This is a genomic window from Nonomuraea soli (genome assembly GCF_013761175.1).
GTDB classification, from domain to species: Bacteria; Actinomycetota; Actinomycetes; order Streptosporangiales; family Streptosporangiaceae; genus Nonomuraea; species Nonomuraea soli.
Genome location: NZ_JACDUR010000008.1, coordinates 303584 through 328777, shown reverse-complemented (window position 1 = coordinate 328777; position 25194 = coordinate 303584). Strand labels below are relative to the sequence as shown.

Annotated in this window: 23 protein-coding genes; 11 read left to right on the top strand and 12 right to left on the bottom strand. The window is 73.1% G+C overall.

The genetic code is table 11. From position 1 onward, the window contains the following. The first annotated feature begins 84 nt into the window (after positions 1–84). Both HNR30_RS37670 and HNR30_RS37665 read left to right on the top strand, forming a co-directional pair. Complete coding sequence (locus tag HNR30_RS37670) at positions 85–513, top strand: DUF6789 family protein (RefSeq protein WP_181614909.1); 429 nt, start codon at positions 85–87, stop codon at positions 511–513. Further along, positions 510–1688 carry a zinc-dependent alcohol dehydrogenase gene (locus HNR30_RS37665; protein ID WP_181614908.1) on the top strand — a complete coding sequence of 393 codons (1179 nt, stop codon included), beginning with the start codon at positions 510–512 and terminating at the stop codon, positions 1686–1688. Before HNR30_RS37670 ends, HNR30_RS37665 begins: the two co-directional genes overlap by 4 nt. A 47-nt stretch (positions 1689–1735) precedes the next feature. Here HNR30_RS37665 and HNR30_RS37660 read toward each other — a convergent pair whose 3' ends face one another. After that, the gene (locus tag HNR30_RS37660) at positions 1736–2773 is read right to left on the bottom strand and encodes an NAD-dependent epimerase/dehydratase family protein (protein ID WP_181614907.1); all 1038 of its coding nucleotides are present in this window, start codon (positions 2771–2773) and stop codon (positions 1736–1738) included. A gap of 93 nt (positions 2774–2866) precedes the next feature. On the opposite strand from HNR30_RS37660, the gene HNR30_RS37655 reads away from it, so the two are divergent. After that, positions 2867–3211, top strand: a complete 345-nt coding sequence (locus HNR30_RS37655) for an MmcQ/YjbR family DNA-binding protein (RefSeq protein ID WP_181614906.1) — start codon at positions 2867–2869, stop codon at positions 3209–3211. Here HNR30_RS37655 and HNR30_RS37650 read toward each other — a convergent pair. Further along, positions 3193–4248: a hypothetical protein gene (locus HNR30_RS37650; RefSeq protein WP_181614905.1), complete on the bottom strand. Its 1056-nt coding sequence runs from the start codon at positions 4246–4248 to the stop codon at positions 3193–3195. The genes HNR30_RS37655 and HNR30_RS37650 overlap by 19 nt on opposite strands. Positions 4249–4553: 305 nt before the next feature. Next, on the bottom strand, positions 4554–5258 hold the full coding sequence (locus HNR30_RS37645) for a VIT1/CCC1 transporter family protein (RefSeq protein WP_181614904.1): 705 nt from the start codon (positions 5256–5258) through the stop codon (positions 4554–4556). A 113-nt stretch (positions 5259–5371) separates the two neighbouring features. Here HNR30_RS37645 and HNR30_RS37640 point away from each other — a divergent pair, with 113 nt between their 5' ends. Continuing rightward, positions 5372–7267: a S9 family peptidase gene (locus tag HNR30_RS37640; RefSeq protein ID WP_181614903.1), complete on the top strand. Its 1896-nt coding sequence runs from the start codon at positions 5372–5374 to the stop codon at positions 7265–7267. A 2-nt stretch (positions 7268–7269) separates the two neighbouring features. Here the strand turns inward: HNR30_RS37640 and HNR30_RS37635 are convergent, their stop codons facing one another. From HNR30_RS37635 to HNR30_RS37610, 6 genes are read right to left on the bottom strand one after another with little or no spacing between them, the layout of a single operon-like run. Then, positions 7270–8145, bottom strand: a complete 876-nt coding sequence (locus HNR30_RS37635) for an N-acetylglucosamine kinase (protein WP_181614902.1) — start codon at positions 8143–8145, stop codon at positions 7270–7272. After that, the gene (locus tag HNR30_RS37630) at positions 8142–9209 is read right to left on the bottom strand and encodes an SIS domain-containing protein (RefSeq protein WP_181614901.1); all 1068 of its coding nucleotides are present in this window, start codon (positions 9207–9209) and stop codon (positions 8142–8144) included. The genes HNR30_RS37635 and HNR30_RS37630 overlap by 4 nt, the downstream gene beginning before the upstream one ends. 28 nt (positions 9210–9237) lie before the next feature. Further along, positions 9238–10917: a glycoside hydrolase family 9 protein gene (locus tag HNR30_RS37625; RefSeq protein WP_181614900.1), complete on the bottom strand. Its 1680-nt coding sequence runs from the start codon at positions 10915–10917 to the stop codon at positions 9238–9240. Beyond that, a complete protein-coding gene (locus HNR30_RS37620; RefSeq protein ID WP_220134444.1) occupies positions 10901–11731 on the bottom strand; it encodes a carbohydrate ABC transporter permease in 831 nt (276 codons plus the stop codon). The genes HNR30_RS37625 and HNR30_RS37620 overlap by 17 nt, the downstream gene beginning before the upstream one ends. Positions 11732–11744: 13 nt before the next feature. Then, positions 11745–12620: a carbohydrate ABC transporter permease gene (locus HNR30_RS37615; RefSeq protein WP_181614899.1), complete on the bottom strand. Its 876-nt coding sequence runs from the start codon at positions 12618–12620 to the stop codon at positions 11745–11747. After that, positions 12621–13901 (bottom strand): ABC transporter substrate-binding protein, encoded by a 1281-nt coding sequence (locus HNR30_RS37610; protein WP_181614898.1) that lies wholly within the window; start codon positions 13899–13901, stop codon positions 12621–12623. A 107-nt stretch (positions 13902–14008) separates the two neighbouring features. On the opposite strand from HNR30_RS37610, the gene HNR30_RS37605 reads away from it, so the two are divergent. After that, positions 14009–14746 carry a GntR family transcriptional regulator gene (locus HNR30_RS37605; RefSeq protein WP_181614897.1) on the top strand — a complete coding sequence of 246 codons (738 nt, stop codon included), beginning with the start codon at positions 14009–14011 and terminating at the stop codon, positions 14744–14746. An 11-nt stretch (positions 14747–14757) separates the two neighbouring features. Here HNR30_RS37605 and HNR30_RS37600 read toward each other — a convergent pair whose 3' ends face one another. After that, the gene (locus HNR30_RS37600; RefSeq protein ID WP_181614896.1) at positions 14758–15789 is read right to left on the bottom strand and encodes an aldo/keto reductase; all 1032 of its coding nucleotides are present in this window, start codon (positions 15787–15789) and stop codon (positions 14758–14760) included. A gap of 96 nt (positions 15790–15885) precedes the next feature. On the opposite strand from HNR30_RS37600, the gene HNR30_RS37595 reads away from it, so the two are divergent. Next, the gene (locus HNR30_RS37595) at positions 15886–16575 is read left to right on the top strand and encodes an HAD family hydrolase (protein ID WP_181614895.1); all 690 of its coding nucleotides are present in this window, start codon (positions 15886–15888) and stop codon (positions 16573–16575) included. A gap of 32 nt (positions 16576–16607) precedes the next feature. Next, a complete protein-coding gene (gnd, locus tag HNR30_RS37590; protein WP_181614894.1) occupies positions 16608–18029 on the top strand; it encodes an NADP-dependent phosphogluconate dehydrogenase in 1422 nt (473 codons plus the stop codon). A 195-nt stretch (positions 18030–18224) separates the two neighbouring features. Here gnd and HNR30_RS37585 read toward each other — a convergent pair whose 3' ends face one another. After that, positions 18225–18650, bottom strand: a complete 426-nt coding sequence (locus HNR30_RS37585) for a GNAT family N-acetyltransferase (protein WP_220134443.1) — start codon at positions 18648–18650, stop codon at positions 18225–18227. 78 nt (positions 18651–18728) lie between these two features. On the opposite strand from HNR30_RS37585, the gene HNR30_RS37580 reads away from it, so the two are divergent. Next, entirely contained in the window at positions 18729–20261 is a 1533-nt protein-coding gene (locus tag HNR30_RS37580) for a sialidase family protein (protein WP_181614893.1), read from the top strand. Here the strand turns inward: HNR30_RS37580 and HNR30_RS37575 are convergent. Further along, entirely contained in the window at positions 20221–20985 is a 765-nt protein-coding gene (locus tag HNR30_RS37575; protein ID WP_312894930.1) for an acyl-CoA thioesterase domain-containing protein, read from the bottom strand. The genes HNR30_RS37580 and HNR30_RS37575 overlap by 41 nt on opposite strands. A 37-nt stretch (positions 20986–21022) precedes the next feature. Between HNR30_RS37575 and HNR30_RS37570 the strand changes: the two genes are divergently transcribed. The 3 genes from HNR30_RS37570 to HNR30_RS48595 are packed head-to-tail and all read left to right on the top strand — an operon-like array spanning position 21023 to position 25179. Further along, entirely contained in the window at positions 21023–23866 is a 2844-nt protein-coding gene (locus tag HNR30_RS37570; RefSeq protein WP_181614892.1) for an ATP-binding protein, read from the top strand. 3 nt (positions 23867–23869) lie between these two features. Next, the gene (locus HNR30_RS48600) at positions 23870–25003 is read left to right on the top strand and encodes a cytochrome P450 (protein WP_181614891.1); all 1134 of its coding nucleotides are present in this window, start codon (positions 23870–23872) and stop codon (positions 25001–25003) included. After that, a complete protein-coding gene (locus tag HNR30_RS48595; protein ID WP_181614890.1) occupies positions 24997–25179 on the top strand; it encodes a ferredoxin in 183 nt (60 codons plus the stop codon). The genes HNR30_RS48600 and HNR30_RS48595 overlap by 7 nt, the downstream gene beginning before the upstream one ends. Positions 25180–25194 lie beyond the last annotated feature (15 nt).

Below are 25194 nucleotides of genomic sequence, written 5' to 3'. Positions count from 1 at the left end.
ATCCGGTAACCGTGTGTAACGGCCGAGCGGGCGCCCCCGTGCGCCGAGCGGTTTCGCCTCCGGAGACCAGGGCAGGGGCGTCGGATGATACGCAACCTGCTGCGAGGCGCCGCCGCCGGAGGCATGGCCACGACGGCGATGAGCACCGTGATGCTCGCGGGCGACAAGCTCGGACTCATGGGAGAGCAGCCGCCCAAGCGCGTCGCCCGCCGCCTGTTCGGCCGGCAGGGCGAGACCCCGGTGGCGATCGCGAGCCACTTCGGATTCGGGGCCGCGGGAGGCGCGCTGCTCAGCACCCTGTCACGCGGGCACGGCGTGCCCACCTGGCTCGGCGCCGGCTACGGCATGGCCATCTGGCTGGCCTCCTACCAGGGCTGGGTGCCCGCCATCGGCGCGATGCCGCCCGCCCACCGCGACCGGCCAGGACGGCAGGCGGTCATGATCGCCGCCCACCTCGTCTACGGCGCGACCCTCGCCCGCTCACTCCGCTCGGCCGCAAGGAGCACATCGTGAAAGCTCTCACCTGGCACGGCAAGCGCGACGTCAGGGTCGAGGAGGTGCCCGACCCGGTCATCAAGGAACCCACCGACGCCATCGTCAAGATCACCACGACCGCGATCTGCGGCTCGGACCTGCACCTGTACGAGCTGTTCGGCCCCTTCATGAGCGAGGGCGACGTCCTCGGGCACGAGCCGATCGGCATCGTCGAAGAGGTCGGCTCCCAGGTCGGGCAGATCAAGCCGGGCGACCGGGTGGTGATCCCGTTCAACATCTCCTGCGGCCACTGCGTGCCCTGCCAGCAGGAGCTGTACGCCCAGTGCGAGACGACCCAGGTCAAGGAGTACGGCTCGGGCGCGGCGCTGTTCGGCTACACCAAGCTGTACGGCCAGGTGCCCGGCGGCCAGGCCGAGTACCTGCGCGTGCCGCAGGCCCAGTTCGGCCCGATCCCGCTGCCCGCAGAAGGCGACGACGAGCGCTTCGTCTACCTGTCGGACGTGCTGCCGACCGCCTGGCAGGCCGTGGAGTACTGCTCGCTCGGCGAGTCCGGCAGCGTCACCGTCTTCGGCCTCGGCCCCATCGGGCAGATGTGCTGCCGCGTCGCCCGCCACCGCGGCCACCGCGTCATCGCCGTCGACGGCGTGCCGGAGCGGCTGGAGATGGCACGCAGGCACGGCGCCGAGGTCATCGACGCCCGCTCGGGCTCCGTCGCCGACAAGGTGCGCGACCTGACCGGCGGCCGCGGCACCGACGCCGTCATCGACGCCGTCGGCATGGAGGCGCACGGCTCCCCCGTCGCCAAGCTCGGCCAGGCGGTCACCGGGCTGCTGCCCGACGCGCTCGCCGCGCCCCTGATGCGCACCGCCGGCGTCGACCGGCTGGCCGCCCTCCTGGAGTCCATCGACGCCGTACGGCGGGGCGGAACGGTCTCCGTCGTCGGCGTCTACGGCGGCATGGCCGACCCGATGCCGCTGCTGCGCATGTTCGACAAGGGCATCACCCTGCGCATGGGACAGGCCCACGTCAGACGGTGGATCCCGGCGCTGATGCCGCTCGTGCTCGACGAGTCCGACCCGCTCGGCGTGATGGACCTGGCCACCCACCGCATGCCGCTGTCGGAGGCGCCCCAGGCCTACGAGATGTTCCAGAAGAAGCGCGACGGCGCCATCAAGGTGCTGCTCAAGCCCTGAACGACGGGTGAGCCCCGGACCATGGCTTCCCGGGGCTCACTGGATTGCTAGGGCCTCCTGCCCACGCCGGTCGACAACTCACTCACCCTGCTGGGATGGGCTTCGAGCGGCGGGGTGTCCATGCCCGCTCCGCCGTACAGACCCTCCAGGAGCTCGCGCACGGTGGCCAGCGCGTTGTGGCGCGCCTGCCAGCCGAGCTCGGTCCTGGCCTTGGTGACGTCCATGACCGGCAGGCCCAGGAGCATCTCCAGCATGCCGGGCGAGGCGGGCACCAGGCGGGCACGCCAGGCGGCGCTGAGCGCGGTGCGCGCCATCCAGGCGGGCACCCTGACCGTGCGGGCGTCCAGCAGCGAGGCCAGGTCGGCCGCGCCCAGCACCGGATCGGCCGCCAAATTCACCGGCCCCCTGACGTCAGCCGTCAACGCCAGCCGGTAGGCCTCCGCGGCGTCGTCGGCATGCACCACCTGCAGCCGCATGCCCGGCACGTCCGGCACCAACGGCAGCGCGCCGATCAGCTTGTTCGGCAGGAACGGCCCCGCGAACAGGCGGCGCTGATGGCTGGCCGCCTCCCGCTTGAAGATGAAGCCCGGCCGCATGCGCACCACCCGCATGTCCGGGTGATCGCGCTCGAAGGAGTCGAGCAGGCGCTCCACGTAGGCCTTCTCCCTGGCGTAGGCCGCGTTCGGCCAGCCGTGCGCCGGCCACGACTCGTCCACCGCCCGGTCCTTCGGGCCCGGCGAGTAGGCGCCGATCGACGAGGCGTAGACGAGCGTGGGCACCTTCGCCTCGGCCGCCGCGCGGAACACCCGCGCGCTGCCCAGCGCGTTGGCACGCCACGTGGCCACCGGGTCGCGGGTCGGCTGCATCAGCCAGGCCAAGTGCACCACGGCGTCGGCGCCGGCGAACAACCCGGCGAAGTCGGCCTCGGCCACGTCGGCCCGGCGCCAGACGGTCTTGGCACCCGGGTTCCAGGTCGGCACCCTCCTGGCCAGGCCCACCACCTCGGTGACGCCCGGGTCCCGCTCCAGGGCGGCGATCAGGCTGGTGCCGACGTTGCCCGATCCACCCACGACGACGACTCTCATACGTGACGGCTGCCCTGGGTGAACGGCGCTAGTCATCGGCGGTATGCGGCCGGGCGGGCGAAACTGTCGGCGGCGGTCGTTAGAGTCCGCGGCATGGTCACCGTCGACGACGTGCGCCGCCTCGCCTCGAGGTTGCCGCGCTCCTCCGAGCATCTCATCCGCGACCGGGTGAAGTTCCGCGTGGGCAGCATCGTCTACGTCGCCTTCTCCCGCGACGAGACGATCATGGGGTTCGGCTTCCCCAAGGAGGAACGCGAGGCCCTGGTCGCCGCCGAGCCCGACAAGTTCCTCATGCCCGAGGAGCGGGACCTGCGCTACCAGTGGGTGCAGGCGCGCATGGCGGCCCTCGACGAGCCCGAGATGCGCGAGCTCGTGGTCGAGGCGTGGCGCATGTGCGTGCCGAAGAAGGTCTACGCCGCCTACATGGCGGCCTTGTAGATGCCGGCGGTGATGCGGTTGGTGCGCTTGACCGAGTCGTTCCAGCGCCCGCCCGCCGGGTGGGCGGTGAGCAGGACGAGGATGTAGCGCTCCTTCGGGCCGACGAGCCCGCTGGTGTGGAGCACGGGCCTGCCCAGGTCGGGCACGCCGGTCGTGGTGGCGACGGCGGTGATGGTGGAGGGCTGGGCCGCCATCTGACCACCGCTCAACGCCCGCCACGCCGCCCGGCCGCTCGTGGCGCTCATGGCGCTCATGGCGCTCATCGTGCTCATGGCGCTCATCGTGCTCATGGCGCTCGTCCTACTCGTCGTGCCCGTCCTACTCGTCGTGCCCGTCCTACTCGTCGTGCTCGCGGTGCTCGTCCTACTCGTGCGGTTCGTCGCCGTTGTCGTGCACTTCACCGCGGGCACCGTGCCGAAGCCCGACCACCCCTGCTTGACCGCCCACGGCCGGGGGACGGCGGCGGGGATGCCGAACGACTGGTCGAACCCGTCCGTCCCGCACTTGGTGGCCCGCCGGAGGTGGCCGAGGATGAGGTCGCGCACCTCGGGCCTGGCCGTGTCGAGCAGGTAGCGGTAGGTCAGCACCAGGTCATGCGCGCTGAGCGTGACGTAGCCCCAGAAGCCGGGCTTGGTGGCGGGAGGAGGCGTGGTGTCGGCCAGGCGGAGCTTGCGCACCATCCGCTCCACGATCTTCCCCTTGCCGCCCCGGTTCCAGAACGTCGTGGCCGCCGAGTCGTCGCTGGAGCGCAACATCACGCGCAGCAGCCCGGCGTCCGCCTGGGTGACCTTGGGGGTGCGCTCCAGGAAGTCGATGGCGATGAGGATCTTGCTGAGGGAGGCGGAGCGGAATTTCCTGTGCACGTTGCGGAAGGCGATGATCTTGCCTGCCTGGCGGTCGAAGAGCACATATCCCGCGGCCGTGCCGGCGGGGATCTTCGGCGGAGCCGCGGCGGCAGCGGCAGGCGGGGAGGCCGAGGCGGCCACCAGGAGTCCGGCGGCGAGGGGGACGACCGCGATCAGGGGCTTGACGCGCATCCGTCCATTCCTACCAGAGTCGGCGGATGCCGAGCAGCCCGCGTCCGGAAGAGAGATGCCGCCCTTGATCGGCCAGGTTGGCGGCGCCGGCTGGGTACCGGCGCCGCCCGCGGATCAGGTCCAGTCGTATCCGCAGGTCATGGGTGGCTCCTTCCGTCACGCTGGTGCGGCGGCGGGCACGTCATCTCAGCCCCACTCGTAACCGCGCGTCATCGGCCCCTCCTCTCGCCGTGAAGGGGGACCGAAGAGACCCCCTTGATCGCCGACTGTAGGAAAGGCGTCTACACGGCTGCTTATACGCGTCCTCAGCCCACGAGCGTGCCCGCGAAATAGGTGACCGCCGCGGCGATCAGCACGATCGCCAGCTGCCTTACGGCCCCGTACACCAGGCTGCGCCCGCTGGAGCGGGCGACGACCGCGCCGACGCCGAGGGCGGCCAGGCAGGTGCCCGCGATGGACGCCGTCACCGCGCCAGGACCTCCGCCGAGGAACCACGGCACGCACGGGATGAGCCCGCCCACCGTGAACAGGGCGAACGACGAGAGCGCCGCGGTCCAGGGTGAGCCGAGCTCGTGGGGGTCGATGCCGACGATGCGGCGGGCGGAGACGGTGAACAGCTGTTCCTGGTCCTGCGCCGCCTCACCCGCGGCGGCGCGGGCCGTACGGTCGGAGAAGCCGGAGCGGCGCAGCGCGCCGGCGAGTTCCTCGGTCAGGGCCTGCGGCGCGTCGCGGACGAAGCCGCGCAGCTCCGTGAGGACCCCCTTGAACAGCTCCACCTGGGCGGTGACGGAGATCCACTCTCCCGCCGCCATCGACACGGCGCCGGCCACGAGACCGGCCAGGCCGGCGAGCCGGACGTCCGCGGCGCCGGCGCCCGCGCCCGCCAGGCCGAGGATGATGCAGAGCACGCTGACCAGGCCGTCGTTGACGCCCAGCACGGCGGCCCTGGCGCCGCCCTTCTGCACCTGGTCGGCCCGGCGGGCCAGGTCGGCCGTGGGAAGATCCTTCACCCCCGGCGACCTTTCCGTGTCGCCCGCCGATCAAGCCCTCCGGCCGGTAAAGGGGGGCTCACCGGCACCTCCTCGGGTCCGGCAAAGCGGACGATCGTGGTAAGCAGGACCGTATGAAGCCTGCCGACATCTCCCTCCTGCACACCCTGGGCACCCCCGCGATCTCCCCCGACGGAGCTCACGCCGTCGTCGCCGTGAGCCGTCCCGACCTGGAGGCCGACGAGTACCACGCCGGTCTGTGGCTGGTCGCGGCCGACGGATCGGGCGCCCCGCGCCGCCTCACCGCGGGCCAGAACGACAGCGAGCCCGTGTACTCCCCGGACGGCGCGTGGCTGGCGTTCGTGCGCGGCGGGAAGGGCGCCAAGCCGCAGCTGCACGTGATGCCCACGGCGGGCGGCGAGCCCTGGCGGGTCACCGACCAGCCGCTGGGCGTGTCGCAGATCTGCTGGAGTCCCGACTCCACGCGCGTCGCCTTCGTCGCGAGGGTGCCGGAGGAGGGCAGGTACGGCGAGACGGAGCCGGGCAAGGAGCGCCCCCGGCGCATCACCACCCTGCGCTACCGCGTCGACAACATCGGGTTCGTCCTCGACCGTCGCGCGCACGTGTTCGTGACCGACCCGTTCGCCGCCGCCGGCGGCACGGCCGAGGCCACGCGGATCACCGAGGGCGACGCCGACCACGGCGGCGTGGCGTGGAGCCCGGACGGCACGCTGCTGGCGTTCGCCGCGGCCCGGCACGACGGCGGCGACGCCGTGCTCGTCAACGACGTGTGGGTGTGCGCGCCCGACGGGTCGGGGCTGCGCCAGGTGACCGGGACGAACCTGGCGGTCGCGGCTCCGCGCTTCGCCCCCGACGGCCGCACGCTGTGCTTCCTTGGCGCCGACGCGGGCGAGAACCGCCGCACGCTGGTCGCCTCGCACCTGGGCCTGTGGTCGGTGCCGCTCGACGGCTCGCGGGAGCCGGTCAGGCTCACCGACGCCGAGCGCCTGCAGGTGACGGGCGCGCCGGTGCCGACGCCCGAGGGGGTGCTGTGCGCCGTGGAGAACCGGGGCGCGGTCGACCTGCTGCTGGTGCCGTACGGCGGAGGCGAGCCCGAGGCGGTCGTCGAGGGACGGCGCCAGGTCACCGGCTTCGCGCACGCGAAGGGCACGACGGTGGCGGCCGTGAGCGACCCGTTGAGCGGCGGCGAGCTGGTCGCGGTGCGCGACGGCAAGGAGACCACGCTGACGGCGTTCGCCTCCGGCCTGGACGTGCTGCCGCTCGAGGAGATCGTCACGACCGCCCCTGACGGCTATCCGGTGCACGGCTGGCTGGTCCGCCCCGAGGGCGAGGGGCCGCACCCGGTGCTGCTGATGATCCACGGCGGGCCGTTCGCGCAGTACGGCTGGACCGTGTTCGACGAGGCCCAGGTCTACGCCGGGGCCGGGTACGCCGTCGTGATGGGCAACCCGCGCGGCTCCTCCGGGTACGGCCAGGAGCACGGCAGGGCGATCAAGGGCGACGTCGGCCGCCGTTCGGCGGTCGACCTGCTCGCCCTGCTCGACGAGGCGCTGACCCGCGACGACCTGGACGGCTCGCGTGCCGGTGTCCTGGGCGGCTCGCACGGCGGCTTCATGACCACCTGGCTGGCCGCCCACCACGGCGACAGGTTCAAGGCGGCCATCAGCGAGCGGGCGGTCAACGCGATCGACAGCTTCCACGGCAGCAGCGACATCGGCTGGTCGTTCGCGTTCGACCTGTACGGCGAGCCCGAGGGATGGGCCGAGCAGAGCCCGCTGACGCACGCCGACCGCATCGAGATGCCGTTCCTGATCATCCACTCCGAGCACGACTGGCGGTGCCCGGTCGAGCAGGCGCAGCGGTTGTTCGTCAAGCTCAGGCTGCGCGGCGTCGAGACCGAGATGCTGCTGGTCCCCGGCGAGGGCCACGAGATGTCGCGGACCGGCCTGCCCAGCCACCGCGTGGCACGGTTCGAGACGATCCTCGACTGGTGGGGCAGGCACCTGTAGGCCTACGGGACCAGGCGGCGGGCCAGGGCGACCGCGCCCTCGACCGGGGGCCGGTCCAGCAGCAGTGCCCGCGTGCCCGGCACCAGGTCGTCCAGCGCCCGGCGCACGGAGTCCCAGTAGGCGGGCACGTGGGTGACCAGACCGCCCGCGGCCACGACCGGTCCGCGGGCGCCGCGCCCGGTCAGGGTCCGCACGAGGGCGGCCAGGGCGCGGGCGCCCTGGTCGAGCACCCGCCGGGCGTCGGCGGAACCGGCCTCGGCCGCCGCCACCACGGCGGGCGCGTGGCGTCCCCAGTGCTCAGGGCCGTCGCCCCAGCTCAGCGTGTGTGCGAGGGCGGCGATGCCGGGCGAGCCCGTCGACTCCAGCAGCAACCGGCCGAGGGCGTCGGGGCCGTGGCCGGCGTCGGCGCGGGCGAGCACGGCGCGGGCCGCCTCCCGCACCAGCGCGGAGGCGCTGCCGTCGTCGGACAGCACCCATCCCCAGCCGCCCGCCCGCAGCAGTTCGTCGCCGCCGGTGGCCACGGCGATGGCGCCGGTGCCGGCGATCAGCGCGATGCCCTGCTCCAGCCCGGCCGCCGGGACGAGCAGTTCGGCGTCGTTGACCACGAGCACGGGCGGCTCCAGGCGGTGCTGGAGCGCCTTCTGGAGCCGCAGGCAGTGTTCGCGTTCCTCGCAGCCGTGTGCCCCGACGGCCAGCGCCGCTGGCCGGGCGCCGGAGGGCAGCAGCCGGGCCAGCCAGGCGGCGGCCGGCTCGACGGGGGTGGCCGACCAGCCGCCGGAGGAGACGACCTCGTCGTGCACGACGAGGTCGCCGGCGGTCAGCCGTACGTGGGTCTTGGTGCCGCCGACGTCGATCCCGGCCACGAGCGGCGGGGTCATCGCGGGAGCTCCGGCGAGGCGATGGCGAAGTCGGCGGGGTCCACGCCGCCCTCCTTGGTGTCGTCGTTGGCGAAGACGAAGGACTCGATGGGGATGCCGCGCTCGTCGGCGAGGGCGGCCACCAGTTCCTGGATGACGACAGTCTCCAGGACCACGCGCTCCGCCGGGGTTTCCGGGGTGAGCCGGACGACGGCCAGGTTCTCGGCCTGCCGTACGGCACGCGAGGTCACCAGCACCGTCAAATGGCCCGCGCCCGCCAGAGAGGCGGCCAGTTCCACCTCGCGGCCGTCGCCGAGCACCAGGTGCAGGGTGTGGCCGGCCGACTCCATCTCGCCGTGCAGGTAGTTGCGGGTGACGGAGGCGGCGGCGGGCATGCGGGCGACCTCGCGCAGCAGCAGGGCGGCCTCCTCGGCGCTGGCCCGGGACGGTCCCGCGCCGACCGCGTCCGCCGCCACGCACCCGGCGGCGCGCGCCACCACGGGCGCCAGGACGCTCGCGGCCTGCTCGCGCGTGCGGCCGACGGCGGCCTCGATCCCGTCCCACGGGTCTCCCCCGGCGATGGACCCGGCGATGGACCCGGCGATGGCGGTGGCCAGCAGGTCGAGGGCGACGATCGTGCCCGTGTAGCCGATCGTGGAGGCGTAGGAGTCGGGCCGGTCGCCCAGGTCCACGGTGGCCTCCGCCAGCTCGGCCAGCGGCGACCCGGTCACGTTGAGCACGGCGACGCGCGCGATCCCGTCCAGCCGCCGGAACGCCTCGACGGTCTCCGAGCTGCGTCCGCTCTGGGAGACGCCGATCACCAGGTCGCAGTCGAAGCCCGCCCCGCCCGGCCCGATCTCGGGCGCCAGGACGCGCTGGGCGGCGATCCCGTGCGAGCGCAGCAGCTCGACCGGCACCGCCAGCGCCGCGTGGGAGGCGCCGATGCCGGTGAACAGCGGCTTGCGGGCGCCGCGCACGAGGGCGGCGCCCGGCCCGTCGAGCAGGGCTCGAACCCGCTCGGCGATGTCGCGCAGCGCCGCGCCCTGCCGGGCCTGGCCTTCGCGGAAGGTGATGCGGGAGGTCATGGTGATCTTTCCTAACGAGAGTGCGTGGTCAGCGGGCGCAGGCGACGGCGAGCAGGAACCAGCCCGTGTGCGGAATCCACTGCTCGGCCCATCGCCACGCGTCGCCCTCGGGTGCGCCGGCCGGGAGGAAGGCGATGTCGGCCTCGTCGTCCCAGCCGGAGGTGATCCCGTTGACGATCCCGCCGGGCAGGTTCGGGAAGTCGCTCGCGTAGTCGGCGTTGTTGCGCCCCCGCCCCTGGATCATGCAGATGTCGAAGGGGTTCCTGCCGGTGATCCAGGCCACCTGGTCGTCGGCGAAGGACGCCAGGCGTTCCCGTTCCCCGGCGGTCAGGCCGTCGAGCCCGGCGCACGCGGAGGCGGCGGCCGAGAGGGAGGCGATGGTGGCGTTCTCGCCCTGCCACCAGTAGCCGGTCTCGTTGGCGTGCGGGAAGAAGAAGGCGTCGGCGGGCTGCCCGCCCGCGGGCTGGACCCGCTGGCGTGGATAGCCGAAGGGGTTGGGCACCGCGTGGGTGCGCTCCAGGGTGTCGAGCATGGCCTGGCGGGCGACGTCGAGCGCGCGTGCGGCCTCGGGGGCGTCGGGCAGGACCTGGGCGAACCTGACGAGCGCGAGCACCGGCAGCCCGGCCTCGGCCGCGTGGAAGAACGGCCGGCCCTCGTCGTCGGCCACGAACCAGCCGGGGCCGCCGGGGCGGGTGTAGCGGCCGGCCAGCGCCGCGGCGCGCCGCCTGGCCGCCGGCTCGGCCTCCGCCGCCCCGGCCGCGACGAGTTCGGTGGCCGCCAGCAGCGCGGTGTAGTCGTCGACGACGTTCTCGGCGCCGTCGTGCAGATAGGCGCGGTTGTGCTCCTCCAGGTGGGCCAGGCCCTGCCGGGCGGCGGCCAGGTAGGCGTCGCGGCCGAAGTCGCCCTCGTCGTCGAGGGTGGAGGCGCGGGCGAGCGCGGCGATGGCCAGCCCGCCGCCGTGCCGGTAACCGGCGCGGTAGCGGTCGGTGCGCACGCATTCGGGCAGCGGCGCGGTGACGACCCGCTCCTCCAGGCGCTTGGTGAGCGCGTCGAAGATGCCGGTGTAGAAGAATCCCTCGTCCTGGGAGCGGAAGCGCATCAGGAAGTCGGCGCCGAACAGCGCCTCGTCGCGCAGCCGTACCCCTACCGCGGTCTTCAGCGCGGGGTGGCGTGCGGCGATCTCGTCGCGGGCGGCCATCATCGCCCACGCGCACAGCGGGATCTGCTGCGGGCTCATCGTGCGCGTGTAGGTCAGGTGGCTGAGGAACTTGCTGGTGTCGCCGCTGGCGTCGAGCCAGCCGCCGCGCGCGTCGAGCGTCGTGCCCGAGGTGTCGCCCCAGAAGGCGGCCCGCCGGTCCTTGCGGTCGATCTCGCCGCTGGAGCGCATGGCCTTGAAGTAGGCCAGCACGTCGGAGAGCGTCTGGCGCTGCACCTGGCCGGGGCCGACGTCGAACGGTTCGGACAGCGCGTCGCCGGCCCGTACGGCGTAGCGGCCGGGCGGCAGGCCGCCGGGGAGCTCGACCCTGGCGAACGGCCCGGCGCTCCAGCCGGGCACCTCGGCGACGGGTCCTGCCGTCAGGGGGATCTCCCCTGGCACCAGGGACAGCGCCTCGGGAGGGGCGCCCTGCGGCAGGCGCAGCACGACGGCCTTGGCCGCGGCCGTGCCGTACCCCAGGTGCGCGAGGTGGACGTCAACCCTTGAGGGCACCGGCGAGCACCGCCCTTTCCATCTTGTCGGCGAAGAACACGTACAGCACGTAGACCGGGACGAGGGTGATCACGATGCCCGCGGCGAGCACGCCGTACTGCGAGGCGTTGGCCAGCGACAGCGTAGGCAGCGCGACCTGCGCGGTGCGCACCGCCGTGTCGGGCCCGGTGATCACCAGGGCGAAGAAGTACTCGTTCCAGAACGACAGGAAGTTCAGGATGAGCACCACGGTGAGCGTCGGGATCGACAGCGGGAAGTACACCGAGCGCAGCAGGTGCCAGCTGCCGGCCCCGTCGAGCACGGCCGACTCCTCCAGGTCGCGCGGGATCGCGCGCATCGCCTGGGTGAGCAGGATGACCGACAGCGGCATCGCGCTGGCGGGCAGGAAGACGATGAGGAACTCCCTGGTGTGGAAGAGGCCGAGCATGATCGACAGCATCACGGTCGGCACCAGCGCGGCGAAGCCCGGCACCAGGAACCCCAGCGCGAAGACCCGCTCCACCAGGACGCCGATCCTGCCCCTGGCGCGGGCCAGGGCGAAGGCCGCCGGTACGGCCAGCGCCAGGGTCAGCAGGTTGGCCGCGACCGTGACGTAGCCCTGGTTGAGCAGGGCGGGGCCGAGCGTGGCGTGTTCCATGGCCTTGGCGAAGTTGCCCAGCTCGAGCCCGGTGAAGGGCGAGAAGGGCGCCGACAGGATGCCGACGTTGTCCTTGAAGGCCGAGACGAGCAGGTAGTAGACCGGCACGAGCAGCAGCAGGACGTACAGCCACACCGCGGCGTGCGCGAGGTACATGAGCGGGCCGGAGCGTCGCATCGGGGACCTGCTTTCAGTAGTTCTGCCGGAACAGCCGGCGGATGCCGAGCAGCCCGAGCACGCCCACGACGAACAGCATCACCGCGATGGCCTGGCTGTAGCCGACCTTGGACTGGTTGAAGGCGTAGTCGTAGACGAGGAAGGACAGGTTGACGGTCGAGGTGCCGGGTCCGCCCCTGGTGAGCAGGAGCACCACGGCCGCCGAGGAGAACAGCGTCCACAGGAACTGCAGCATGGTCACCACCCCGACGTAGTCGCGGCAGATCGGCCAGGCGATGGTCCACATGCGCCGCCAGTGCCCGCAGCCGTCGAGCCCGGCCGCCTCGAACAGCTCGGCGGGCACGTTGTTGAGACGGGCGGCGAGCATGACGGCCGACACCGACATCGACGACCACACGATGACGGCCAGGATGGCGATGGAGGCCGTCGACTCGGCGGCCAGCCACGGCCGTACCGCCGCGTCGAGCCCGATTCCCTTCAGCAGGCCGTTGACCAGGCCGGAGGGGGCGAACACGCCCACGAAGACCATGGCCAGGGCGGGCGCCGACAGCAGCACGGGGGTGAACAGCACCGCCCGGATGAACCGGTGGCCTCGCGGCTTGAGCGACAGGTAGTAGGCGATCATGAACGCGCCCGCGATGACGACGGGGAGCGTGACGACCAGCTGGACGAGGCTGTTGCGGACGGCGTGGTGGAAGACCGGGTCGCCGGCCAGCCGGGTGAAGTTGCCGAGCCCGACGAACGTGCGCGGGGCGATGAGCCCGCGCCAGTCGGTCAGGGCGAAGTAGAACAGGCTGACCAGCGGGCCGACGGTGAACACCAGGAACCACCCGAGCGCCGGCAGCGTGAATCCGAGTGGCGCGAGGTCGCGCCAGCGCCGAGTGCTCACCTACTTCGCCGCCCGGTAGACGTCGTCGACGGCGGCGCAGATCTTCTTGGCGTCGTTGCCCTTGGTGTAGGCGATGGAGGTGGCCCGGTAGAGGGGGTTGCCGACGTCGGCGGGCACGTACAGGTCGGGCATGACGGCGAAGTCCACCGCGGAGGGCAGGGCGGTGACCGACTGGGCGAGCAGCGGGGAGGTCATCTTGGCGGTGTCGACCTCGGTGGCGGTGGCCATGACGACGCCTCCGTCGACGGCCATCGACTGCAGCACCTCGGGTGAGTACATGTGCTGCATCAGCTGCTTGACGGCGTCGATCTTCTTCTTGCCGTTGGGGCTGATCCACCAGCCCGCCGAGGTGGAGCCGCGGAAGGCGGTCGGCTTGCCGTAGGTGCCGCCGGTCGCGACGGGGAAGCCGCCCAGGACCGTGGTTTCGGCCAGCGCCGGCTCGGTGGAGACGTAGGACCACGAGCCGAGGGGCGCGATCGCGGCGCTGCCGTCCTGGTACATGGCGCCGGCCTGGTCGGCGGTGAGCCCTTCGACGCCGTCGACGAACACGCCGGCCTCGCGCAGCTTCACGAACAGCTCGATGCCCTTCATGGCGGCGGGAGAGGCGCAGGTCTCGCCCTCGGCGAAGACCTTCTTGGCCGATTCCGCGTCGAGGTAGGTCTCCATGATCTGCATGAAGACCTTCTGTCCCGACCAGTCGTTGCCGCCGATGGCGACCGGGCCGACGCCCGCCTTACGCAGTTTGCCCGCGGCCGCGACGAGGTCGTCGGCCGTGGCGGGCAGGGCGATGCCGTGCTTGTCGAACAGGGCCTTGTTGTACCACCACGGCCAGGTGAAGCCGGCGTACGGCAGGCCGCGCAGGTGGCCCTGGGCGTCCTTCCAGTCGGCCAGGGCCTCGGCGGGGATCTCCTCCTGCAGGCCCCAGGCGCCGACGTAGTCCTCGACGGGCACCACGGCGCCGTTCTTGACCCAGTCGAGCTGCTTCTCCAGCAGCCCGACCAGCAGCACGTCGGCCTCCTGGCCGGCCAGGAGCGCGGTCTCGTAGACCTGGTTGAGGTCGTCGCCGTTCTCCAGGACCTTGACCTGGATCCCGGTCTTCTGGGTGAAGGCGGCCAGGGCCTTCTTGAGCGGCACGCTCTCGGTGCCCGCGGTGGTCCAGTTGGTCTGCAGGGTGAGGGTCTCCCCTCCGGTCGGTGCGGCGGGGGTCTCCCCGCCGCCGCAGGCCGTGGCCAGTGCCAGGGCGGCGGCGCCGGCGACGCCGATTTTCAGCTTTGCCCACATGAGCGGTCCCTCTCTCGAAGTCCCGACACAAGGTACGCAGTGGTTTGGAATTGGTCAATAGTGGTCTACTCAACAGCAGCAGTGGTCCTGAGTGGTATCTTTCTGCCATGCAGCCACCCCGGCGTGACACCGGCCCCGACCCGCTCTGGTCCCAGACGGCCGACCTGATCCTCGACGAGATCGGGCGCCGCGGCCTGGAGCCGGGGTCCAAGCTGCCTCCGGAGCGCGAGCTGTGCGCCCATCTCGACATCTCCCGCGTCACCCTGCGCAAGGCCCTGGCCCGCCTCGTGGAGCGCGGCGTCGTCACCGCCTCGCACGGCCGAGGCTGGTTCGTGGCCGCCCCCGCCTCGGTGCGCGAGTGGCCCAAGGACCTGGAGTCCTTCACCGCCACCGCCCTGCGCAAGGGCCTGCGCCCAGGCTCGCTCGTGCTGACCCAGGAGGTACGGCCCGCCACGCTCGACGAGGCCGAGCGCCTCGGCCTGCCCGCCGGAGCCCCCCTGTTCGACCTCGAGCGGGTGCGCCTGCTCAACGACGTGCGCATCGCCGTCGACAGGACCCTCGTCGTCGCCGGACTGGCGCCCGGCCTCGATCAGGTGGACTTCTCCTCGGCCTCGCTCTTCGAGCACCTGCGCACGGCGGGGGTCGAGCTCGACCGGTCGGAGGCGACCATCGAGGCGCGCGGCGCCGACGAGGCGCTCGCCGGGCGCCTCGGCATCGAACCACGCTCCTCGGTGCTCGTCCTCGACCAGGTGATCTACAGCGCCGACCAGCAGGCGGTGCTGCTGTCGACCGTGCAGTACAGCGGGGAGCGCTACCGCCTGCGCACCACCTTCCGTCCCCGCTGATCCGCCGATCGTCAGGCGCGGCGGCGCAGCGCGGCGGTGGTGAGCTCGGGCGGCTGGTAGCCGCGGTCGGCGGGGTTGAGCGTGGTCCCGGGCGGCACGATCTCGTCGATCCGGTCCATCACGTCGTCGCCGAGCCGCACATCCACGCAGGTCAGCTGGCTCTCCAGGTGCTCCATCGTGCGCGGCCCGACGATGGTCGAGGTGACGCCCGGGTGGCGCAGGGTGAAGGCCAGCGCCAGCTCGATCAGCGTGAGCCCGGCCTCCTGCGCCAGCGCCGCCAGCCGCTCCACCGCGTCGAGCTTGGCCTGGTTGCCGGCGAGCTTCAGGTCGTAGCGCTCGGGCAGCAGGGCGCTCCTGCGGCTCTCGGGGACGGCGTCGCGGCGGTAACGCCCGGTGAGCCAGCCGCCCGCCAGCGGGCTCCAGGTGATGACGCCCATGCCGTACTGCTGGGCCACCGGCAGCACGTCGGCCTCGATGCCGCGCACGAGCAGGGAGTAGGGCGGCTGCTCGCACACGAACCGCTCGCCGCCGCGCCTGGCCGCCGCCCACTGGGCCTCGACCATGCGGTGGGCCGGGAAGGTGGAGCTGCCCAGGTAGCGGATCTTGCCCTGCCGTACCAGGTCGGTCAGGGCGCCCAGGGTCTCCTCGATGTCGGTGCCGGGGTCGGGGCGGTGGATCTGGTAGAGGTCGATCCAGTCGGTCCGCAGGCGCCGCAGGCTGTCGTCGACGGCGCGCACGATCCAGCGGCGCGAGCCGCCGCCGCGGTTGGGGCCCTCGCCCATGCGCCCGAAGAACTTGGTCGCCAGGACGATCTCGTCGCGCCTGCCGGAGGCGGCCAGGGCCTGGCCGACGTGCTCCTCCGACTGGCCCTGGGAGTAGATGTCGGCGGTGTCGACGAAGTTCACGCCCGCGTCCAGGGCGCGGCCGATGATGCGGGCGGACTCCTTGGGGTCGTGCTCGCCCCACCAGCCGAACATCATCGCGCCCAGGCAGATCGGGCTGACCTCGAGTCCGGTGCGTCCGAGTAAGCGAAATTCTGTCATGGCCACCAGCATGACCCGGCCGCGCCCGGCGGTCGCCCTCCCACCGGCCGCCACCCTCCTCCAGGTGGCCGGAAGGGCTCGGCTCACAATGGGACGATGAGCCACTTTCCGGAGCCGCCCGCACCGGCGTTCCTGTTCGACCTCGACGGCACCCTGATCGACAGCGTGTACCAGCACGTCATCGCCTGGCGCACGGCCCTGTCGAGCATGGGCATCGACCTGTCGGTGTGGCGCATCCACCGGCGCATCGGCATGAGCGGAGGCCTGTTCGTCACCGCGCTCCTGCGCGAGACCGGGCTCAAGCTCAGCCAGGCGCAGATCGACGATCTGCAGAGCGCCCACGCCGACGCCTACACCGACCAGGTCGAGTCGGTCCGTCCGCTGCCCGGCGCGGTCGAGCTGCTGACGGAGCTGTCCTCGCGCGGCGTGCCGTGGGCGATCGCGACCAGCGGCTACGCCCGTACGGCCCGGCTGGCGCTGGGCATGCTCGGCCTGCCGGAGGACACGCCGATGGTCACCCGCGACCTGGTGCGCCGCGCCAAGCCCGATCCCGACCTGTTCCTGGCCGGGGCGGCGCTGCTCGGCATCGACCCGCGCTCGGCGATGGTGGTCGGCGACAGCGTCTGGGACCTGCTGGCCGCCAGGCGCGCCGGAGCGCTGGGCATCGGCCTGCTGTCGGGCGGCTACGGGCGGGACGAACTGGAGCGGGCAAGCGCTTTCCGCGTGTACGCGGACCCTGCCGATATGCTTGATCGCCTGGACGAGCTGGGCGTCCGGTTCGACTGAACCTGAACCCACCAGCCTGCGTAGGAGCAGATATGGAGCTTGCGGACATCGGCGTCACCGGCCTGGCGGTCATGGGCCGGAACCTGGCGCGCAACCTGGCCAGGCACGGCTACGCGGTCGCCGTGCACAACCGCAGTGCCGGCCGTACCAAGGAGCTGGTCGAGACCTTCGGCGGCGAGGGCACGTTCCTGCCGGCCGAGGAGCTGAAGGACTTCGTCGCGAGCCTGAAGCGGCCACGCCGGGCGATCATCATGGTCAAGGCCGGGGCCGGCACCGACGCGGTGATCGACCAGCTCGCCGAGCTGATGGAACCCGGCGACATGATCGTCGACGGCGGCAACGCGCTGTTCACCGACACCCGGCGCCGCGAGGCCGCCCTGCGCGAGCGCGGCCTGCACTTCGTCGGCACGGGCATCTCCGGCGGCGAGGAGGGCGCGCTCAACGGGCCCTCGATCATGCCGGGCGGCTCCGCCGAGTCGTGGGAGGCGCTCGGGCCGATCCTGCAGGACATCTCGGCCAAGGTCGACGGCGTGCCGTGCGCGACCCACGTCGGCCCCGACGGCGCCGGCCACTTCGTCAAGATGGTGCACAACGGCATCGAATACGCCGACATGCAGCTCATCGCCGAATCCTACGACCTGCTCCGCCAGGGGCTGGGCGCCACCCCGGCCGAGCTGGCCGAGATCTTCCGCGAGTGGAACACCGGCGAGCTGGAGTCGTACCTGATCGAGATCACCGCCGAGGTGCTCGCGCAGGTCGACGCCGAGACCGGCGCGCCGTTCGTCGACGTCGTGGTCGACCAGGCCGAGCAGAAGGGCACCGGCCGCTGGACCGTGCAGAGCGCCCTCGACCTGGGCGTGCCGGTGACCGGCATCGCCGAGGCGGTCTTCGCCCGCGCCCTGTCCGGCCACCCGGAGCAGCGCGCCGCGGCCCGGGGCCTGGAGGGCCCGTCGGTGTCGGGCGTGGCGGGCCGCGAGCTGATCGAGGACGTGCGGCAAGCCCTGTACGCCTCCAAGATCGTCGCCTACGCGCAGGGCTTCGACCAGATGGCCGCCGCGTCCAAGGAGTACGGCTGGGACGTCGACCCCGGCGCGATGGCGACCATCTGGCGCGGCGGCTGCATCATCCGCGCCCGCTTCCTCGACCGCATCCGCCAGGCCTACGACGGCGCCGAGCTGCCCACGCTGCTGGCCGACCCGTACTTCGCCGACGCCCTGGCCGTGGCGCAGGAGTCGTGGCGCCGCGTGGTGACCACCGCGGTGTCGATCGGCGTGCCGACGCCGGGCTTCTCCTCCGCGCTGGCCTACTACGACGCGCTGCGCCGCGACCGGCTGCCCGCCGCGCTGGTGCAGGGGCTGCGCGACTTCTTCGGCGCGCACACCTACCACCGCGTCGACCGCGAGGGCGCCTTCCACACCGACTGGTCGGGCGACCGGGCCGAGCACCCGGCGTGAACCGCCGGCGCCGGACCCCACGCCCGGCACCGATCCCGGCGCGCCCGTCCAAGGCCTGCGGATCCCGGGCGCGCCGGACCGCGGCCTGCGGATCCCGAACGGGCCGGTTAAGGCTGGTGGATCGCGGGCGGGCCGGTTAAGGCCGGCGGATCGCGGGCGGGCCGGACCTCGGGCGGCGGCTCCTGGGCGGACCGGTCACAGGTCCCGGGTGAAGACCACGCGGGTCTCGCCCGGGCCGTTGTAGTCGTCGACGAGGTCGACCTGGAAGCCGAGACCGCGGTGGAAGGCGATCGAGCCCGTGTTGGCCACGGACGTGATCGCCTTCAGCCGCCTCGCGCCCTGGCGTGCGGCGGCCCCGGTGAACTCCTCGTACAGCCGCCTGCCCAGGCCCTGGCCACGGGCGTCGTCGCGGGTGGCGATCAGGTGCACGTACCCCGTCAGGGCCGGGGTCACGAACCCGATCAGGTAGCCGCGCAGCTCCCGCTCGACCAGGCAGGTGGAGGGGAACTCCTGCACCAGGGCGGTCAGGTGGAGGGCGCGCAGGTCGCGCTCGCCCCAGTAGCGGGGGTGGTCGGCCACGATGCGCTGGAGGTCGGCGACGGTCATCTCCCGGAAGGTCACCTTTACAATGTAGATTACGGGTGAACATCGGGTGAAACGCCTTGCCGTACCCGGCCCCGATCCACTTGCCTGTCGCGCATGGACGCACCGGTCACGATCTACGGCAAGGTCTCCAGGCGCCCCGGCGGCGAGCTCGCCCACGAGGGCAACCGGGTGCCCGACGTCGTGGCGCTGGACCCGCGCACGTTCGTGGCCGCCTGGCGGGCGGGAGTGCCGGGCAAGGACCAGGGCTCGATCCTGTGCGCCCGCTCGGACGACGCGGGCCGTACCTGGACGGTCTCCACGCTGGCCTCGGGCCGCTACCACTACGTGATCCTGCTGCACGACGCGGGCACGCTCCACGCCTTCCTGGGGCGCGTCGTCGACGATCCCGACCGCGACGGCTTCCCCGTGGAGCTCGTCGCCCGCCGCAGCCGCGACCGCGGGGCGAACTGGAGCGACGTGCCCGTCAGCGTGGACGTGCCGCGCAACAGCCGGGGCGTCGTGCTGGCCGCCCGCCCGGTCAGGTACCAGGGCCTGTGGCTGCTGCCGTACTGGCAGCAGGGCGGCGCGGGCGTGCTCAGGTCGGCGGACCTGGTCACCTGGAGGCGTGGCGGCCTGGCCAGGCCGCCACGGCAGATGATGATCGAGGAGCCGCAGGTGGTCGTCTCGCAGGACGACCCCGGCACGCTGCTGATGATGGCCAGGACCCTGGACCTGCGCGGAGGCGGGACGCCCGAGGAGAGGGACCGCCGCTACCGCACTCACGCCGCCTACGCGGCCACGGCGACGAGCACCGACGGCGGGACGACCTGGTCACCGATGGTCCTGGACCCCGACATCCCGAACTTCTACGTCAAGGGTTTCCTCGGCAAGGACAGCCACGGCCGCTACCTGGCGATCTACAACACGCTGGGCGGCCCCTTCCAGGGCGAGCGGCCCGACCGCTACCGGGAGGTGCTGCACTACAAGACGAAACGGCCGGGTCAGCCGTGGAGCCCCGGCCTGCTGTTCGCCGACGGCGGGCGGCTGACCAGGCAGGCGGCGCGCGGCTGGGACGTCTACGCCAGCGCCGACGAGTACGAGCCTGGCCGGTTCGTCGTGGTCTGGGAGCACAACCAGACCAACGTCAAGGTGGTCACGCTCGACCTCGACACGCCCGTACCCGGCCTGCTCGCCTCCTTCGAAGGGCCGCTCGACCTGCGCGGCAGCATCTCCAAGCCGATCCCCCGCTGCGACTTCGCCGTCGAGTTCCGCGGCGAGGTCCTGGCTTTCGCCCGGCTCGACCCGGCGACCGGCCAGGGAGTGAGCATGGGGGTGAAGGTGGCCAACGGCGCCAAGCGGCTGATGCTCACCGTCCAGCACGACGCGGTCTGGGTCATGGCCAAGGGCTCCGCGCGGTGGAGCCGCCTGGTCGATCACCCCGGCGGGACCGCCACCTGGCAGGTGGTGGTCGACAGTGCGGGCGCCGCCCGCCTGTTCAGGGACGGCGCCGACACCGGCGCGTCGTGGGTGATCCAGGACAGCGGCGAACGCCCCCAGGCCACCCACTGGGTCAGCGGCGCCCGCTGCCGCCTCGACCTCAGCCGGGTCACCTCGCGAGCCGATCCCCCGGATTCGCCACAGCGGTGACCACGCAGAACCCGATCGGCCCGCTCTCGTCGTGCATCGTGCACTGCCCGGCGGCGATGCCGTCCGCCGACACGTGACCGGTGCCCTCCAGGCCCAGCGTCGGCCCGGAGGGCAGGCGGCTGAGGGTGAGGGTGTAGTCGGCGTTGATGAACTGCAGCCCGGCGGTGCCGAAATGGGAGATCGGGCTGGCGAAGTCGGCCGCGAGCGCCGCCCGGACCAGCGGCGTGTGCTCCTCCCCCTCGACCAGCGGGAACCGCTCGCGCATCCAGGCGCGGTGCGGCCCAGGCTCGCCCCACTGGGTCAGCTGCCACAACTCGAACGGCGGGAACCACTCCCCCGAGCCGACCGGCTCCCCGGTGGGCGGCCCGGCGTCCCAGGCGGGCGTGGCGCTCACCTCGCCCGGCGGCTGCGTGCTCTCCTTCAGCAGGACGGCCGAGGCCCGCGCCACCTTCCCGTGCGCGGAGCCGATCTCGACGTCGACCACCCGGATCCTGCGCCCGTCGCGCACCACCGTGCTCGCCACGGTCAGCGGCAGCAGCGGGCTGTTGCGGAACAGGTCGACGGTCAGCCGGGCGGCGCGGAAGCCGGGCTCGGTGTGCTCGTCGACGGCCCGCGCGGCGAGCCCGCCGAGCAGGCGGCCGTGCAACATGTCGGGAGACCAGGGGCCACGGGCGTGGGGCGCCGGGACGAGCTCCCCCGCCTTGAGAGTGAAGAAGGCAGTCACAGAACCTTATTCTACTGGCGAAGGTCAGAATCGAACCATGCGCTTCCGCATCCTGGGCACCACCGAGGTGGCGGGTGAACCCGTCCCCGGCCGCGGCCTGCAGATGCTGCTGTCGGAGCTGCTCATGGCGGGCGGCGCCGCCGTCCCCGAGCAGCGGTTGCGCCACGACGGCGCCACCGCCAACGCCCTGCAGTCGCAGATCTCCCGGCTGCGCAAGCTCGTGCCGGTGGAGCGCACCCCGGCGGGCTACCGGCTGCCCGCCGACCCCGAGGAGGTCGACGCCCACCTCTTCACCCGCCTGGCCGCGGAAGGCGAGCGGGCGCTGCGGGCGGGCCGCCCCGCCGACGCCGCCGGCCTGCTGCGCGAAGCCCTGGACCTGTGGCGGGGCGAGGCCGCGCTCGACGGGCTCAACGAGGCCAGGCAGCGGGCCATGGAACACCGCGTCGAAGCCGACCTGAGGCTGGGCGCGCCGGTCGTCGAGGAACTGCGCGAGCTGGTGCGGGAGCACCCGCTGCGCGAGCGGCCCCGGGTGCTGCTGATCCGGGCGCTGGCGCGCGACGGCCGGGAGGCCGAGGCGCTGAGCGCCTTCGAGGAGGGCCGCCGCCTCCTCGGCGAGCGTCTGGGCGCCGATCCGTCGGCCGAGCTCCAGCGGCTGCACGTGCAGATCCTGCGCGGCGAGCACGGGCGGCGGCCGTCGCTGCGGGCGCCGCTGACCAGCTTCGTCGGCCGCGACGCCGAGCTGGCCACGCTCGGCGACCTGCTCGCGCGGCGGCGGCTGGTCACGCTCACCGGCCCAGGAGGCGCGGGCAAGACGCGCCTGGCCGTCGAGGCGGCCAGGCGCCTGGAGGCGGGCGGGGGTCGCTCCGGCGGCCGGGTCGTGCTGGTCGAGCTCGCCCCCGCCACCGAGGTGGCACCGGCCGTGCTGGCCGCCGCCGGCGGCGGCAGCGATCCCGTGGACGCGCTGGCGGGCGAGAGCGGGGTGCTGCTGCTCGACAACTGCGAGCACGTCCTCGCCGAGGCGGCCGGGCTGGTCGCTCGGCTGCTCGACGGCTGCCCCGACCTGCGGGTGCTGGCCACCAGCAGGGAACCGCTCGGGCTCGACGGGGAGAGCGTGCTGCCCGTCCAGCCGCTGCCCGCGCGGGTCGCCGAGAGCCTGCTGGTCGACAGGGCGCGTGCCGTACGTCCGGACTTCGAGCCCTCCGAAGCGGTGGCGCGCATCTGCCGCTCGCTCGACGGGCTGCCGCTGGCGATCGAGCTGGCCGCCGCCCGGCTGCGCGCGCTGAGCGCCGAGGACCTGGCCGACCGGCTCGACCTGGACCTGCTGGCCAGCCGTACGGCGCCGCCACGGCATCGCACGCTGCGCGCGGTCGTCTCCTGGAGCTGGGAGCTGCTGTGCCCGCGCGAACGGCGGCTGGCCGCCCGCCTGTCGATCTTCCCGTCGGGCGCCACGCTCGCCGCCGCCGAGCAGGTGTGCGGTGCGACGCCCGGCCTGCTGGCCGCCCTGGTCGACAAATCGCTGGTCCAAGCCGACGGCGGCCGCTACCGGATGCTGGAGACCGTGCGCGCCTTCTGCGCCGAGCAGCTCGGCGACGATCCGGTACGGCAGGCGCACGCGGAGTTCTTCGCCCGCCTGACCGAGGAGGCCGAGCCGTACCTGCGCAACCACCGCCAGCTCGCCGCCCTCGCCGAGCTCGCCGCCGAGCACGACAACCTCAACGCCGCCCTGCACTGGGCGATCGGCGCCGGGCACGCCGGCATCGCGCTGAGGATGACCGGCTCGTTGTGGTTCTACTGGTGGCTGCGCGGCCTGCGCCACCACGGCGCCCGGCTGTCGCTGCGGGCGCTGGACCTGCCCGGCGCCGATCAGTGCGGCGAGCACTACGTGATGAGCGTGCTGCAGGTGGTCTCGGCCGGACCTCCGGAGCCGGTGATCAGGCCCCTGATGGAGGTGGCCGAACGCCTGGCCGCCGGGCTGGACCACCCGCTGGTCCGGATGGTCCACCCGATGACGGCGATCATCGACGGCGACTACGCCGCGCTGATCCCCGCCCTGTTGCGCTCCAGCACCGAACCTCAGCCGTGGCTGCGCGGCTTCGCCGAGCTCATGCTCGGGCTCCTGCGCTCGGGCGGCGGCGAGCTCGCCCGGGCCGACCGGCACCTCGACAGCGCGCTGACCGCCTTCCGGCTGGCCGGCGACCGCTGGGGCGCGGCGCAGGCCATGCTGCAGCAGGCCCTGATCGCGGGCCTGCGCGGCGACCACCGGACCGAGCTGGCCATCACCGACCAGGCGCTGGCGCTCACGGCGCCGTTCGGGGCGACCGAGGACACCTCTGGCGCGCTGTCGAGCCGCGGCCTGGCCCTGGCCCGGTGCGGCGACCTCGACGGCGCACGACGCGACCTGCTGCAGGCGGCCGAGGTCGCGCGGACCCGCGAGACCGAGGAGATGCTGGCCATCGCCCTGTTCGGGCTGGGCGAGGTGGCCAGGCTCGGCGGCGAGCCCGAACAGGCCCTGGAGCTGTACGGCCAGGCGCTGGCCGGGTGCGAGACCCTGTGGGTCGGCGCCGAGGAGGTGCGCGCCCGCATCCTCATCGGCCTGGGCCAGGTCACCGGCGACGCGGGACTGCACAGGGAGGCTTTCGCGGTGCTCATGCGCACGCTGGACCTGCCCGCCGCGGCCGAGGCCGTCGAGGGCCTGGCCGCGCTGGAGCCCGCCGGGGAGCGGGCCGCGCTGCTCCAAGGCGCCGCGGCGGCGCTGCGCGGCGTGCCGGGCACACGCACCGACGACGCCTACGTCAGGGGCGCGGCGATGTCGCGTGCGCAGATCGTGCGACTCGTGTCAGCGCCGCGTGCGGGCTGTGCCAGCGCCGCGGCGCACCGTTGAGGCATGAGAGAGCTTCCGACCACACGATCGTGCCCGTTCGGCCCGCCCGACGGCGCCGCCGACGAGCCGATGACCAAGGTACGGCTGGACACCGGCGACGAGATCTGGTTCGTCTCCCGTCACGACCTGGTCAGGCAGGTGTACGGCGACGCCAGGTTCAGCTCCGAGATCGACGGCGGCTCGCACGGCGTCCCGCTGCACAGGACCGAGCCGATCCCCGGCATGTTCATCCAGATGGACCCGCCCCGCCACACCCGGCTGCGCCGCCTGGTCACCGGGCGGTTCACCGTGCAGCGCATGAAGGCGCTGCGGCCCAGGATCGAGCAGATCGTCGCCGACCAGCTCGACCACCTGGCCGCCCAGCCCCGGCCCGCCGACCTGGTCACGCACTTCGCGCTGCCCATCCCGTCGCTGGTGATCTGCGAGCTGCTCGGCGTGCCGTACGCCGAGCGGGAGCGGTTCCAGCGGGCCGGCGCCGAGCTGATGCGCATGGACACCACCGCCGAGCAGAGCGACGCCGCCCTGCTGGACCTGTCGGCGTACCTGGTCGAGCTGCTGCGCCGGCCGCCCGGCCCCGGCCTGCTGGCCGACATGATCGGCACGGGCCTGACCGAGGAGGAACTGGTCGGGCTGGCGGTCCTGCTGCTGGTGGCCGGGCACGAGACCACCGCCAACGTGCTCGCCCTGGGCACGCTGGCCCTGCTGGAGCATCCCGCCCAGCTGGAGCTGGTCAGGGAGGGCAAGGCCCCGGACGCGGTCGACGAGCTGCTGCGATGGTTGTCGGTGGTGGACGTCGGGCTGTACCGGCTGGCCACCGAGCCGGTGGAGATCGGCGGGCGCCAGGTGGCCGCGGGCGAGTTCGTCACCTCGTCGCTGGGGGCCGCCAACCGGGATCCGTCGGTGTGCGAGCGGCCGCAGGAACTCGACGTCACCCGGCCGCGCACCCACCACCTGGCGTTCGGGTTCGGCGCGCACCAGTGCCTCGGGCAGAACCTGGCCCGCATGGAGCTGGACATCGCCTTCCCCGCGCTGCTGCGGCGGCTGCCGGAGCTGCGCCTGGCGGTGCCGCTGTCGAGCGTGCCCTTCCGCGACCAGATGGCCATCTACGGCGTGCACCGGCTGGAGGTGACGTGGTGATCGTCGTGGACCGCGAGCGCTGCGCCGCCGCCGGCCAGTGCGTCACCTGGGCGCCGCGGTTCTTCGGCCAGGATCCCGACGACGGCCGCGTGATCCTCCTGGCGGAGGCGTCAGGCGTGCCCGAGGTACGGCGGGCGGTGACCGGCTGCCCGACCGGGGCACTCTCCTGGGGATAGGGGTCTCGCTCGCCC

Bases quoted from the DNA above. Each gene is read 5' to 3' on its own strand.
- HNR30_RS37670 (WP_181614909.1), top strand. From the start codon at position 85: ATGATACGCAACCTGCTGCGAGGCGCCGCCGCCGGAGGCATGGCCACG.
- HNR30_RS37640 (WP_181614903.1), top strand. From the start codon at position 5,372: ATGAAGCCTGCCGACATCTCCCTCCTGCACACCCTGGGCACCCCCGCG.
- HNR30_RS37580 (WP_181614893.1), top strand. From the start codon at position 18,729: ATGGACGCACCGGTCACGATCTACGGCAAGGTCTCCAGGCGCCCCGGC.
- HNR30_RS37595 (WP_181614895.1), top strand. From the start codon at position 15,886: ATGAGCCACTTTCCGGAGCCGCCCGCACCGGCGTTCCTGTTCGACCTC.
- HNR30_RS37600 (WP_181614896.1), bottom strand. From the start codon at position 15,789: ATGACAGAATTTCGCTTACTCGGACGCACCGGACTCGAGGTCAGCCCG.
- HNR30_RS48600 (WP_181614891.1), top strand. From the start codon at position 23,870: ATGAGAGAGCTTCCGACCACACGATCGTGCCCGTTCGGCCCGCCCGAC.
- HNR30_RS37660 (WP_181614907.1), bottom strand. From the start codon at position 2,773: ATGAGAGTCGTCGTCGTGGGTGGATCGGGCAACGTCGGCACCAGCCTG.
- HNR30_RS37630 (WP_181614901.1), bottom strand. From the start codon at position 9,209: ATGACCTCCCGCATCACCTTCCGCGAAGGCCAGGCCCGGCAGGGCGCG.
- HNR30_RS37650 (WP_181614905.1), bottom strand. From the start codon at position 4,248: ATGCGCGTCAAGCCCCTGATCGCGGTCGTCCCCCTCGCCGCCGGACTC.
- HNR30_RS37605 (WP_181614897.1), top strand. From the start codon at position 14,009: ATGCAGCCACCCCGGCGTGACACCGGCCCCGACCCGCTCTGGTCCCAG.
- HNR30_RS37635 (WP_181614902.1), bottom strand. From the start codon at position 8,145: ATGACCCCGCCGCTCGTGGCCGGGATCGACGTCGGCGGCACCAAGACC.
- HNR30_RS37610 (WP_181614898.1), bottom strand. From the start codon at position 13,901: ATGTGGGCAAAGCTGAAAATCGGCGTCGCCGGCGCCGCCGCCCTGGCA.
- gnd (WP_181614894.1), top strand. From the start codon at position 16,608: ATGGAGCTTGCGGACATCGGCGTCACCGGCCTGGCGGTCATGGGCCGG.
- HNR30_RS37620 (WP_220134444.1), bottom strand. From the start codon at position 11,731: ATGCGACGCTCCGGCCCGCTCATGTACCTCGCGCACGCCGCGGTGTGG.
- HNR30_RS37570 (WP_181614892.1), top strand. From the start codon at position 21,023: ATGCGCTTCCGCATCCTGGGCACCACCGAGGTGGCGGGTGAACCCGTC.
- HNR30_RS37655 (WP_181614906.1), top strand. From the start codon at position 2,867: ATGGTCACCGTCGACGACGTGCGCCGCCTCGCCTCGAGGTTGCCGCGC.